Genomic DNA, 13,809 nt, shown 5'->3' on the forward strand with positions numbered 1-13,809 from the left:
ACAAAGATAACTGAAATAAAATCTCTAAAAGCTCATGAAAGTCTCTTAAGTAGGGAAATTTTTCGAAAAGGAGAAGTATGCAGGAATTAAAAAATCGAAAGAAAGGTTTTGAAGGCATTTCCGGGCAAGGCTCATCTCTACCATTTAGCCATGCTTTTAATCCTTCCACAATATTAAATATTGAGCTAAGGGACGTTCTGGCAACTCCAAGAAGAATTCCGAGGCAAATTAGGGAAGAAATAGCTGAAATCCTTGTTTACGAGCTATTCTTAGAGGATGGATATAAGATAAAAGATGAAAAGCTCTTTATGAGCAAATTCGGAGCTTTTTATCCGATCCTTCTGGGTTTGAGAGATTTCAGGATCTGGAGCGAAATAAAAGCTCTTGCCGGGACTAATCCCCTGGCAGGTGTTTTTATCCTTAGAACCCTGCTTGAGGAACTTTTTACACTTCTAGATAATTATGGAGCAAAAGAATCAAAGTTTTCAAAAAAGTCTGCAAAAACGCTCGAAAGAGGTCTTAATGCTCTAAGAAACCTGATCGATGAAACCCTAACCATATGGGAAAGAAACAGAATAACAAATTCGGAGAATAATTTCCTGCTGCAAGAAAATCTGAATGTGCCCGCTCAGCAGGCAATTGAAAACGGAAAACCGGAGTACGCTTTTCAGCAGGAAAAATCTATCAAACAGGATAACTCCTTCAAACCGGAAAACTCCCTTGAAGAAGCGGAATACGAGATCAGAAAAGATCCATATCAAGAGGCTGGAAAAGCTTCAGGGTCAGAGAAACTCGCCTCAATGACTCAGAAGTTCATGTCAACAGAAAAGGCAGGAGAGGCACTGGAGTCTGTTATAGAAGAGAGTGTGATTGCAAAGCTTGAAGAGCTTATTCCTGTTCTTGAAGACCATCTCGAAGTACTCGAGATTCTTTCAATGCTCTTTCCGGGCAGAGCCTGGGATCACTCCTTGAGGGCTCTTCACAGGGAATATTTCGGAAACCTTGAGAAATATGCCTCATTTCTCAGGAAGAGTTCCGATCTTCACAAGATTCTTGAACAGGTAGGCAGGATAGAGCTTGAATACGGCTCAAAAAAGATGAATCTCTCACCGTACAGTAGAAGTGAGGTTCACTCGGTTACCTTTTCAGGTGATATCCGGACGCTGCTGCCGGCAGAAGCCGTAAAGCTGAGAAATCCTCTCCTGAGGCGTAAATTCTATGCTGATATGCTTGAAGGAAAACTCCTCACGTACCAGTTAAAAGGGGAAAACTGGAATTCAGATACTGCAGGAAAAAAGAGAAAAGGACCTGTGATCGCTCTGGTAGATACCTCGGCATCAATGCGGGGAATTTCCGAGCGTCTTGCAAAAGCCGTGCTTCTTGCAGTGACAAAAAGAATGCTGAAGGAAAATAGAGACGTTAAAGTAATCCTCTTTTCCTCGAAGTGGCAGACTGTTGAATTTGAACTTACAAATAAAAAGCGTATGGGCAAAGAGTTTTTGGAATTTCTAAAATTTACTTTCGGCGGCGGCACCGATTTCAATACTGCACTTCACGCAGGTCTCAGAACTATGAAGAAGGAAAAAGCCTTTGAGGGGGCTGATCTCCTTTTCATTACCGATGGAATTTCCGAACTTTCAGAAAGGCCACTTATCCGAGAATGGAATGAGATAAAAGCCGCAAGAAGAGCCCGGATATTTTCCCTGATAATCGGAAACTGCGATGCTGGTGGCTTGGAACAGGTTTCTGATTACACATATCTCGTAAAAAACTCCGAAAATTGGAATGTTGTAGAAAGCCCTGCAAGTTTTGTGAAAGCTATAAGTAAACCTTACAGGTTTTAATTCCTCTGAGTTTTAATTTCCTGAAAAATTAATTTCATAAGATATCGGATTCCAGAGTATTTTAGACATCCGTTCTTCATATTTTTGTTATGATTCAGCGCCCTCGCTTGAAAATTTTCTGCAGACCTTCTGCGAAATCCTCCAGGTCTTTTCTTGCTGGGGTTTGATGCCTGGATATACTCGACATGACCGCAAAAGCTGCCCGTTTACTCCGGCTTGCTCCTTTGAGCAGTCCGATTTCAATCATAGCAATTATCAGTTCGGAAATGATTTTGCGGTCTCTTGGACTCAGGTTATTCCATTTTTCATTGAACTTTTTTGAGGAATCCATTATTGATTCTTTACCGCAGGATGCTATTGAAGAAGCCATTGAGGAAGCGGTTTTTGAGGCGCTTACTATGTGCTTCCTTCCGTAGGAAGCCATTTCCAGAAAAATTTTGAGAGCATCCTTTGAGATTTCTTTTATTCTTGCTCTTTGATTTATAGGGATCTCCTCTCCCGACGCATCCCGGAAATTACTTTCAGAACCTCTGCTTTCCAGAATTTTACGGACTTCCTCAAAGATCTCTGAAATTTCCTCACGCGATATTGTTCTAAGGTACTCTATGAAATTTTTCAATGTTTCTGAATCAATTGATTCTGAACCCAGTTCCGAAGATGAATCCGGATTACGGGAAAAATCCTCATCTATCTCAACAAAATCAGCATCAATTATAGGGCTGGACCCAAAAGGAGATTCGTAGAATAAAGCCTTTCTGGATTCCGATTTCTTCCTTACTCTGAGACCTGCATCTGAAAGCCTGTCAAATACTTTCTCTTTAAGCAAGAAAAACGCACTCCTTCATGAAAACAAATGACTTCCTTCTTAAAACAAAAAATTTTGTTTGCTCGGAGTAATTCGTATTTCAAGTAACTTTAGTATCAACTCGCTGTTACATATATATTAATTTAATTATCTCGATCTTAATCCAGTTGATTATTAGTTACTTATAAAAAGCTTAACTTTGAGACATGACACATTTTCTGCTCCTCATTTTACTAAAGTTTAAACTTCCATATCTGGCAGACAAAGCTAAAATCAAGATAATAATTAACCAGATTTTAAAAAAATGTATTTTAAAGTATGGAAAATGAAAATAAAGCTTTTTAATCTCTTTATTTCTTAAGATAACTTCAAATCAATTCGTAGTTTAGGAAATTATTTTATAAGTTCCATGCCTTAGTAAATAATATGCGAGGTAAAAAATATGAGTATACTGGATACTAAGGCATTAAAAGGAATAGTATGTGGGTTTCTTATTATAGCGGGGATTTCGATTGTTTGTGCAGGAGCAGGAAATGGAGATACTGCCGTGACTGCAAAAGAAGACGTACAGCCAAAAGTCGGGGTAAGCATTGAATCATCTTCGATTTATATCGCGGATTATTTCCCCGAATTTGAAAAGATCAAGATTGATCCGGCTTACAAATACCTGGAACTTGAACCCGGAGACAGTGATAACTTTACCGTAACTGTCGAGAACCGGGACAATAAGACAATTGAGTTAAAACCGGACCTTATAATTACTCCTTATACTGAAAATTTCATGGATGAAAACTGGACGATTATAAGTCCCTCTGAGAAGACCCTGAAGCCTGGTGAAAAGCAAGAGTTTCAGGTAAAAGTTAGCATACCTGAAGACGCCTACCTTGGAAACTATGCTGCACTCATTGCTTTTACGGAAAAGGTGCCTGATAGGGATGTAGCTGGCTATTATCCTAATTTCCCGGGCACGATGCAGCTGAATATACAGGTATGGGTCAGGCCTTCAGTCCAGATTCTTACACCTTATGTAAATGACCTTGTGGAAGCCGGGAAAACTTATACTTACGAAATAAAACTCAGAAATACAGGCGATAAAGACATTGCAATTTCTCCTGAGCTTACCAGAGAGGGAGGTATAATTTACGCTGAAGACGTGGTTTCCTCTACAGGAATGCCGAAGCAGACTTTTGGAGATGATGCAATAAGTGTGGAAGCTCCTGAAAAAATAAAAGCCGGAGAGACAGCTGTCATCGAACTTACACTTGCAATTCCGGCTGATGCAAAAGGCAGCTACAGCGGCAGTCTTGACCTAAATATTGACGACCCCGGGATTCGTGATTATGAGGAGCTTGTTTCCCTGAACTTCCGCATCCTGCCGGTTCCTGAAGAGCCTTATGAGAAAATTTTTGAAGCCGAAACCGATGGACCCATCACCCTGGAAATTAAAGCTTATCAGTATGGGTACGGTCTTTATACAACCGGAGGAAACAGGGATCTCACGCCTTCCTTTAACGTGAGTCTGATTGACCCTTCAGGAAATGAGGTCACTCCTACCCTTGTTAACACAAAATACAGCGGCTCGATAAACATAGTGGATGACACATTTTCTCAGCCGCCGTATCCTATCCCATACATAGCCTCAAGAGCTGCAGGCGGTATGGAGACCTATAACCAGGGGAATTATCAGGGAGGAGCTACAACCTTTGTGAATACCTATTCTGCTCCCGGAGCTGCTGGAGAATGGACACTCTCAATCCTTCCCAGAAATACTGAGAATTTTGAGTATACAGTGACAATCGGAGCTGCTGAAGAATAAGCAGCTTCTTGCTTTTTTCTTTTAATTTCAGGCACTATTGACAGGATAAGAATTCAGATTTCTATTTAATTCCTGAAAGCATGGAAGTCTCAAATGGTTTTAGGAGCTTTAATAATTTGAGAGCTCAGATCGATTGAAGATTCTAACAGTTTAGACTTTTGAGACTTTCTCAATCCTCTTTTTTTCTTAATCGTTTAATTATTCTTACTTTTTTACCGCATTTCTGTAATATATAGAAATATAGCTCAAGAGCAAATATACCTAGAGCCAGAATTCCTAGAGCCAGAGTAACTAGGGTCAGATAACTGAAGAAGCCAGAGTAACTAGAGCCAGATAACTGAAGAAGCCAGAGTAACTGAAACCAGAGTAAAACTCAACAACTATTATACTGGTTAATATATAATTTGATTGGGGTACAATTTTCGGGATTCCGGAAAAAGTAGAATGTACAATGTCAGTGCAGGCATACTTATTCATATAATAAAGATAGTAAACCCGAAGGAATAAAATAGTCTGAGGATAAGATGAAGCTTTCATACGATATAGAGAAAATCTATACTCTCAAAGGATAAAGAGAAATTTATAATATCATAATTTTAGTCCCATATTTTTGCTGGAGGTAAGAGATATATGAGAGATGGTCCTGACCCGTATGGGGTAAGAGATACTATTGAAACAGCTGCCGGAAGCGCTAGGATCTACAGATTGGGCAAACTGGAAGAAAGGGGTTTTGAGGGAATTTCCCTGCTCCCTTACTCCATAAGGATACTGCTGGAATCCTTGCTCAGAAATGCGGACACTGAAAAGCGTTTAATAACCGCTGAGGATGTGGAGGCTCTTGCCCGCTGGAATCCTGAAAATGTAAGTGGTAAGGATATTCCGTTCATTCCGTCAAGGGTAATTATGCAGGACTTCACAGGCGTTCCGGCTGTAGTAGACCTGGCAGCACTCAGATCGGCAATGCAGCGTCTGGGAGGCGATCCTTCAAAAATAAACCCCGTTATTCCTGTTGATCTTGTCATTGACCATTCCATCCAGGTTGATTCTTATGGTACGGCTTATTCCCTTGAGGAAAATGAGAAAAAGGAGTTTGAGCGCAACACGGAACGTTATTCCTTCCTGCGCTGGGCACAGAAAGCCTTTGACAATTTCAGAGTTGTGCCTCCTGGAAGAGGAATCATCCATCAGGTCAATCTTGAATATCTGACCCCTCTTGTGCATCTTAAGGAGGAAAATGGGGAGTTATCGGCATTTCCTGATACCCTTGTAGGGACAGACTCCCATACAACAATGATCAATGGGATTGGAGTACTCGGTTGGGGAGTCGGAGGCATAGAAGCAGAAGCTGTAATGCTCGGACAGCCTTATTATATGCCTGTACCCGAAGTAGTGGGCTTCAAACTCTACGGAAAGCCTGCACAGGGCGTCACTGCTACCGATATTGTCCTGACAATCACAAAAATCTTGAGAAAAGAAGGAGTTGTCGGCAAATTCGTGGAATTTTACGGGCCAGGATTAAACTCACTGAGCCTTCCGGATAGGGCGACAATCTCCAATATGGCTCCGGAATATGGGGCAACCCTTGGATTTTTCCCGCCTGATGCCGAGACTCTCGACTACCTGAGAAGGACGGGCAGAAGTGAAGAACAGGTTGACCTTGTGAAAAAATATTTGGAAGCCCAGGACCTTCTTTACTCAGTTTACAAGCCAGAGCCTGTATACAGCCGCACCCTGGAACTTGATTTGAGCACTGTAAAGCCCTGCCTCGCAGGCCCGAAACGTCCACAGGATCAGCTCTTTTTTAACGAAGTACCTGAGAGCTTCCGTGAAATTATGCGACAGACCTTCACCCGAAAGAAGGAATCAGGACTTGAACTCTCCAGAGACCCTGCTTACCAGCGCTGGATAGGAGAGGGAGGAACACCTGTAGGAGAATCCGAGATTCCTGGCATAGAAGAGGAAATAGTAGAGTCCCCAGAGAATTCTTTCAGGGTAACACATGGTTCTGTAGTAATCGCAGCAATTACTTCCTGTACCAATACCTCAAACCCTTCAGTTCTGATAGGAGCAGGGCTGCTCGCAAAAAAGGCTGTCGAAAGGGGACTGCGCGTAAAGCCTTTTGTAAAAACAAGCCTTTCCCCTGGCTCAAGAGTGGCTACGGAATATCTAAGAGCTGCATGCCTTTTGCCCTATCTTGAAGCCCTTGGTTTCCATCTGGTCGGTTACGGCTGTACAACCTGTATAGGAAACAGCGGACCTTTACCTGAAAGCGTTGCTAGAGAAATTCAGGAAAATGATCTTACTGTTGCAGCCGTACTCAGTGGTAACCGAAACTTCGAAGGGCGGATTAATCCTCTTATAAGAGCGAACTACCTGGCATCTCCGCCTCTTGTTGTCGCTTATGCAATTGCAGGTACTGTGAATATCAACCTTGAGACTGATCCCCTTGCTTATGATCCCAATGGGCGTCCTGTTTATCTCAGGGATATCTGGCCTTCAGAGGAGGAGATCAGAGAGGTTGAAAAGAACAGTATCAAACCTTCAATGTTCGAAAAGGAGTATTCTGGTGTTCTGGAAGGTCCAAAGCTCTGGAGAGAACTGGAAGTTCCATCAGGGACCCTTTATGAATGGAATCCGATGTCCACATATATTCAGGAGCCTCCCTATTTTGTGGATTTCCCGCTTACTTCGCCTTCGCCAGAAGATATAAAGAACGCAAGGGTCCTCGCTCTTTTCGGAGACAGCATTACCACGGATCATATCTCACCTGCAGGAGACATTCCTGCAGATAGCCCAGCAGGCAGATACCTGATCTCCTGGGGTGTGAGCCCTGAAGATTTCAATTCCTATGGGTCTCGCAGAGGTAATCACGAGGTTATGATGCGCGGAACCTTTGGGAATATCCGGCTCAGGAATAAGCTCGTGGACAGGGAAGGAGGCTGGACTTTATATCATCCAAGGAAAGAGGACTTCCCGGAGGAAGCTTGCGGAGGAATCCCTATTTTTGAAGCAGCTATGCTTTATGCAGAAAATAATATTCCTCTGATAGTTATTGCAGGAAAGGAATATGGAACAGGCAGTTCCAGAGACTGGGCAGCCAAAGGTACATTCCTGCTCGGGGTAAAAGCCGTTATTGCCGAATCTTTTGAGCGTATTCACAGAAGCAACCTTGTAGGCATGGGAGTCCTTCCGCTGCAGTTTAAAGAGGGCGAGAATGCCGAGACTCTGGGACTCACAGGAAAGGAGAGCTATGATATCCTGGGCATTGAGTATCTGGAGCCTCACGGAGAGCTTACAATAAGGGCAAAAGACGAAAATGGACTAGAGACTCTGTTCCAGGTAATTGTGAGGCTGGATTCGGCTGTGGAGGTAGAATACTACAGGAACGGCGGGATTTTGCATAAGTTCCTGCGGGATTCGCTGAAGAAAAAATAATACGCTGCAATACTAAAATTACACATGGAAAACTTTTTAAAAGGTTTCACAAGCTTTATACAAAGCTTTTTATTTTTTTGAAACCTTTTTTAGTAATAGGAAACAAAATTATTTTAATCATCTTACTTGTTTTGAGAAAGACAGTGTTCTGAAAATAATAGTTTTAAACTTAATATAACTACGAAATTTAGAGCAGCAGCTTATTTATGATGGAAAATAATTATAAAGCTCTTGAGATACAATTTCAACAAATTTAATATACTTATTCGATATAATAGGAATGCAGTGTCACCCTATTTTTGGGTCTTATAAGGCCCTTCGTGTTAGACTCTTCCACGTATAAGCAGAGGATTCCCCAAACTTCAAAGTTTTTTGAAAATCCTCTAGGCATAACTGTGAGGTAGAAAATGAGTAAAAATATAAGTTTCATTGACGGGTTGGAGGGCATTCTGAAGTACAGGGAGATAGACATTAACCAGCTGGTTGAGCTTCCTTATGATGCAGTTTCCTATCTGCTTATCATGGGAGAACTCCCTGGAGATCAGGAACTTGCCGATTATTCAGCCCGCCTGCGTGGGGAACGTGAGATCAACAGGGAGGCGATTGATGTTATCCGTATGTGCAATTTCAACATTGACTCTATGGAAGCGCTGCGTACAATCGTTTCTTTCATATCACAGTTCGATCCGGATATTAACGACAACTCCCCCGAAGGAAATATGAGAAAAGCCATACGGTTAATTGCCAAGATCCCAACCATAGTCGCTGCTTATCATAGAATAGCAAATGGGAAAGAACCGGTGCCTCCTGATCCCTCTCTCTCCCATGGAGCTAACTTCCTCTACATGATAAGAGGAAGCAAACCAAGTGATTTGGAGGCTGAGGTCATGGAAAAAGACTTTATCCTCAGCGCCGAACACGAACTAAACGCATCTACTTTTTCTTCAAGAGTTACTGCCTCCACCCTTTCTGACCTCTATTCTGCTGTTGTTTCTGGACTCTGTACCCTTAAAGGCCCTCTCCATGGAGGGGCAAGGGCAGAAGTTATGGCTATGATTGATGAGATCAGTTCCCCGGAAGACGCAGAAAAATACGTTCTTGAGAAACTTGCAAAGAAAGAAAAGATCATGGGTTTCGGGCACCGCGTATATAAGACCTATGATCCAAGAGGCGTAGTGTTCAAACAGCTCTCCAGGCAACTTGCAGAGGCAAAAGGGAATATGTACTGGTATGAAATTGCCGAAGCAACAGAAAGAACAGTCATTCGCGAGCTTGTAGAAAAAAAAGGCAAGCCAATCTACCCCAATGTCGATTTTTATTCGGGAGTTATTTATAAGTATCTGGATATTCCCCCCAAACTTGCAACATCTATATTCGCAATCGGCAGGGTCTCAGGCTGGATAGCTCATTGCTTTGACCAATATGAGAAGAAAAAGATCATAAGGCCCAGAGCCTTCATGCTTGATGAATGTTGAGATAATCTTTTGGTCAAGTGAAATCGTTCCCTAAACCATTGTACTGCGACCGTTGAGCCGGTAGATTCCCAAATGTTGCGTCACTTGACCACGCCGTCACGCCGTTTTCAAAAAACCTTTTTTCAAAAGGTTTTTGATCAAACTTTTTCCTAAAAAGTTTGCGCTCAAGCAGTTTTTTGAAAAGGCTTGTGGGCAAGCAATTTGTTAAATGGTTGTCAGACAAACTTTTTATTATCTGACAGCTTTTTGATATCCAGATACCCATGAGTTTTAGAGCTTTTATTGACCAGTTAAAGGAAAATGGAAAACTGGTAGAGATTTCTCAGCCCGTTTCTCCGAGGTTTGAAGCTTCAAGAATCGCAAAAACCACAAAAGCCCCGGTTCTTTTCCATGATATCTCGGGTTCGAAGGTCATTATGAACCTGCTTGGATCAAGGGAAGAACTGGCTTCAATGCTAGGAGTTCCTAAAGAAGAAATCATAAAGAGGCTTTCCGAAGTTTCTCCAGAAGGTGAGGTGAGGCTGGTTTCAGAATCTCCAACCCTTGAGGTTATAGAAGATGAGGTTGACTTGACAAAACTTCCTATCCTTACACATTTTGAAAAAGACGGAGCCCCTTATATAACCGCGGGGATTGTAGTTTCCGAGTACGAAGGTACAATTAATGCTTCCATTCACCGCCTTATGCTTGTAGGAAAAGATAAGCTCGCAGCCCGACTGGTTCCTCCGAGACATACTTATCTACTGTATAAAAAAGCTGCTGAAAAAAGAGAACCTTTACCTGTTGCAATTGTGCTTGGCTGCGACCCTATTATTATTTACGCGACCTCAACAAGAGTTCCCGTTGGAAAAGAATTCGAATACGCAGCCGCCCTGAGAGGAGCTCCTGTGGAGCTTTTTGAGTGCTCAAACGGAGTAAAAGTTCCTCATTCGGAAATCGTGCTTGAGGGTTACATTGATCCAGTGGAAAAGGTTGATGAGGGACCTTTTGTAGACATTACGGGAACCTACGACGTGGTGAGAAAAGAGCCTGTTATCCATATAACCCGAATTATCCATAGAAAAGACCCGATATACCATGGAATTCTGCCAGCAGGCCCTGAACATCTCCTGATGATGGGGGTGCCTTATGAGCCAAGAATCTACAGAGCTGTCGGAGAGGTCACTACCGTAAGAAACGTGGTGTTGACAGAAGGAGGATGCTGCTATCTTCATGCAGTCGTTCAGATCGAGAAGCAGACTGAAGGAGATGGGAAAAATGCAATTATGGCAGCCTTTGCAGCTCACACCAGCCTTAAACATGTGGTAGTTGTGGACGAAGATATAAATATTTTCGACCCAAATGATGTTGAGTTTGCAATTGCTACGAGAGTCAAAGGGGATATGGATATTCTTATTATTCCTAATGTCCGGGGTAGTTCTCTGGACCCGCGAGGAGCTCCTGACGGAACGACCACAAAAGTAGGGATTGATGCAACAAAGGTTCTTACCGAAAAAGAAAATTTTGAAAGGGCGGTAATCCCTGAAGTTAACGAGTGAATCTCAATGTATCTTACAAAAGAAGAAGAACAGATCCTGAATGGTGAAGCAGGGGAGACTCTAAGGCAGGCTATCGGGATTCTGGTGGCTCTTGGAGATATTTATGGTGCAGACCGTCTCATACCAATCAAAAGCGCACAGATTGCAGGAGTTTCTTATAAAACTATAGGCGACGCAGGTCTTGAATGGATTTCAGACCTCCAGGGTAGGGTTAAGGTTCCTGCGATCCTTAACCCTGCAGGGATGGATCTTGAAGACTGGGAAAGGCTAAGGATCTCCCCCGAGTTTGCAGAAAAACAAAAACTGATTATCCAGACATATGCAAAACTGGGTATTCGCTGCGAATGTACATGCACGCCTTATACCCTTGAGGGCTTTGACACTAGTTACGGCGATCATCTGGCATGGAGTGAGTCGTCAGCTGTTTCTTATGCAAATTCCGTGCTTGGAGCCAGGACAAACCGTGAAGGAGGACCATCAGCCCTTTCGGCGGCGCTTCTAGGGAAAACTGCAAATTATGGGCTCCATCTGGACGAAAACCGTGTGCCTGAAATCTCAATTCATGTAGAATTCCCACTTAAAGGATCGGATTATGGGGCACTCGGATATATAGTCGGTAAACTTGCAGGAAGCAAAGTACCCGTTTTTCATCTCAAAACTACCCCTGACGTAGATGAATTGAAAGCGCTTGGAGCTGCAATGGCAGCTTCAGGGGCAGTTGCTCTTTACCACGTGGAAGGGGTCACGCCCGAGATTCGCAGGCTGAATTTTGAAGATCCTGAGGAAAAGATAACTATTGAGAGAAAACAGCTTGATGAGGTTTATGAGACCCTGAATAAAGCTACCAGAGAGCCCGAATTAATAACTATAGGATGCCCTCACTGCTCGGCAACTGAACTCGAAAAGATAGCCAAACTCCTGAAAGGAAAAACTGTTTCGAAAGAACTCTGGATCTTTACTTCAAGGGAACTTGTAAAACGCTATCCTGAGTATATAAAGACTATTGAAAAAAGTGGAGCTAAAGTCGTCTGTGATACCTGTATGGTAGTCTCTCCTGCTACCAATCGATATTCCTGTGTTATGGTAAACTCAGGAAAAGCTCTTGCTTACGTGCCAGGGATGTGCGGGGCTGAAGCCGTATATGGAAATATGGAGATGTGTATTGAAGAGGCAGTGGGCGGCAACACAGCAAAGAAAGAAGGTGGTTCCCATTAAACTTAAAGGTAGGGCAATTTCCAGAGGATGTGCAAAGGGGGAAGTACTGCTTTCCAGAGACCCTATTTCCTTCCTTGGAAGTATAGATCCGAAAACCGGGGTCGTAGTTGAGGAAAATCACGCCCTTGAAGGAAAATCAATTCAGGGTAAGGTTCTCGTTTTTCCTCACGGAAAAGGCTCTACAGTCGGCTCGTATGTTATGTATCAACTGAAAAAAAACGGAACTGCGCCTGCAGCAATAATAAATCTGGAAACTGAACCTATAGTTGCAGTTGGAGCCATTATTTCCGAAATCCCGCTTGTTGATATGCTCGAAAGAAACCCTTACGAAGTTTTAAATAACGGAGACCTTGTTCTGGTTAACGGAAACGGAGGATATATTGAACTTCTCAAATCGGAAACTGGTAAAACTGAAATAAATAAGACTGAAAACATGTAAAACTGAGGGCAGGCAAATTAAAAAGTTAATTGCAAAATGAAAAGTGAGAGTTCAGTTCTAAAAGCTGAATATGAATAAACCCGAATATTAAATCTTAAGCTGGGAGTAGGAACTCCAAAATGAACCGGGAAGACCGCAAGAAAGATAGAGGAAAATTCAACGCTGAGGAAACAGTTTCGCGTTTATATCCTTTTATAGTCAGAGTATTTGACGTGTATGAGATCCAGAACTCCGGAGAAACCCTTTATTTCTACGGAACTCCTAAAGTCGATGCTGAGACTCTCACCGGGGAACTTTGGGAGCCTTTACAACGCTTTGGGTTCGGATGTGTGCTGAAGTACGAGCTTGGGGAGTATATACTGCAAGTCTCTCCTGAAAAGAAGGCAAAGGAAAAAATCTGGCTAAACCTTGTCCTTTTTATAGCGACCTTTTTTACAACTATGGTCTGTGGAGCCTGGATGTTTGGAGTGAACCTTGAAGAGGAACCTTTCCAGCTTTTCAAAGGATTATCTTTTACCCTTGCGATAATGGCGGTTCTCGGTTCCCATGAGATGGCTCACTATGCTATGGCAAGGTATCATGGAATGAAGGCATCCCTTCCGTATTTCATTCCTTTTCCCACTTTCATTGGCACTATGGGAGCGGTGATTCGCTACAAAGGACCTGTACCCAGCAGGAAAGCACTTTTCGATGTGGGAGTCGCGGGACCTCTGGCAGGTCTGTTTATGTCAGTTGCTGTTACTATTATAGGGCTTAACCTTGAGATGCCGGCAGTAGAACCCCTTCCTGGTTCTATGATGTTTGATCTTGGGATGCCCCCCCTTTTTGTATTTATCCAGACTCTTGTTGGAGCTACAGGGCAAAATCTGCATCCTGTAGCTTTTGCGGGTTGGGTAGGAATGTTTGTAACCCTACTTAACCTTCTTCCGGCAGGGCAGCTTGACGGCGGGCACATCCTCAGGGCAATGATGGGAAAAAAAGCTGAAAAAATCTCATTTCTTATGCCGCGTATCCTGTTCCTTACAGGGATTTATGTAATTTACTGGCTGAAAGAAGACGGTGTTATATGGATTTTCTGGGCTCTCCTCCTCTGGGTTTTTTCAGCAGCAGGGCATCCTTCCCCTCTGCATGACAAAGTAGAACTTGACAAAAAACGCATCCTTCTAGGGATCATTACCTTTATCCTGGGATTTCTTTGCTTTACCCTGATTCCCTTTAAACCGATTTCTTGAAAGAAGACCT

Annotated in this window: 9 protein-coding genes; 8 read left to right on the forward strand and 1 reads right to left on the reverse strand. The window is 42.8% G+C overall.

From position 1 onward, the window contains the following. The first annotated feature begins 77 nt into the window (after positions 1 to 77). Positions 78 to 1,844 (forward strand): vWA domain-containing protein, encoded by a 1,767-nt coding sequence (locus MSTHT_RS10760; RefSeq protein ID WP_048167781.1) that lies wholly within the window; start codon positions 78 to 80, stop codon positions 1,842 to 1,844. Positions 1,845 to 1,938: 94 nt separating this feature from the next. Here MSTHT_RS10760 and MSTHT_RS10765 read toward each other — a convergent pair whose 3' ends face one another. Then, the gene (locus tag MSTHT_RS10765) at positions 1,939 to 2,670 is read right to left on the reverse strand and encodes a hypothetical protein (protein ID WP_048167782.1); all 732 of its coding nucleotides are present in this window, start codon (positions 2,668 to 2,670) and stop codon (positions 1,939 to 1,941) included. A gap of 421 nt (positions 2,671 to 3,091) precedes the next feature. Between MSTHT_RS10765 and MSTHT_RS10770 the strand changes: the two genes are divergently transcribed. The 7 genes from MSTHT_RS10770 to MSTHT_RS10805 all read left to right on the forward strand — a co-directional run bounded on the left by MSTHT_RS10770 (position 3,092) and on the right by MSTHT_RS10805 (position 13,799). After that, complete coding sequence (locus tag MSTHT_RS10770) at positions 3,092 to 4,465, forward strand: COG1470 family protein (RefSeq protein WP_048167783.1); 1,374 nt, start codon at positions 3,092 to 3,094, stop codon at positions 4,463 to 4,465. Between the two features lie 630 nt (positions 4,466 to 5,095). Then, positions 5,096 to 7,900, forward strand: a complete 2,805-nt coding sequence (acnA, locus tag MSTHT_RS10775) for an aconitate hydratase AcnA (protein ID WP_048167784.1) — start codon at positions 5,096 to 5,098, stop codon at positions 7,898 to 7,900. Between the two features lie 407 nt (positions 7,901 to 8,307). Next, a complete protein-coding gene (locus MSTHT_RS10780) occupies positions 8,308 to 9,375 on the forward strand; it encodes a citrate/2-methylcitrate synthase (RefSeq protein WP_048167785.1) in 1,068 nt (355 codons plus the stop codon). Between the two features lie 263 nt (positions 9,376 to 9,638). Then, the gene (locus MSTHT_RS10790; RefSeq protein ID WP_048167787.1) at positions 9,639 to 10,913 is read left to right on the forward strand and encodes a UbiD family decarboxylase; all 1,275 of its coding nucleotides are present in this window, start codon (positions 9,639 to 9,641) and stop codon (positions 10,911 to 10,913) included. Positions 10,914 to 10,919: 6 nt separating this feature from the next. Next, on the forward strand, positions 10,920 to 12,128 hold the full coding sequence (locus MSTHT_RS10795; protein ID WP_048167788.1) for an aconitase X: 1,209 nt from the start codon (positions 10,920 to 10,922) through the stop codon (positions 12,126 to 12,128). Further along, positions 12,115 to 12,567, forward strand: a complete 453-nt coding sequence (locus tag MSTHT_RS10800; protein WP_048167789.1) for a DUF126 domain-containing protein — start codon at positions 12,115 to 12,117, stop codon at positions 12,565 to 12,567. Before MSTHT_RS10795 ends, MSTHT_RS10800 begins: the two co-directional genes overlap by 14 nt. 119 nt (positions 12,568 to 12,686) lie before the next feature. Further along, entirely contained in the window at positions 12,687 to 13,799 is a 1,113-nt protein-coding gene (locus MSTHT_RS10805) for a site-2 protease family protein (protein WP_048167790.1), read from the forward strand. Positions 13,800 to 13,809: the final 10 nt, after the last annotated feature.

The organism is Methanosarcina thermophila TM-1, from assembly GCF_000969885.1.
Classification (GTDB): domain Archaea; phylum Halobacteriota; class Methanosarcinia; order Methanosarcinales; family Methanosarcinaceae; genus Methanosarcina; species Methanosarcina thermophila.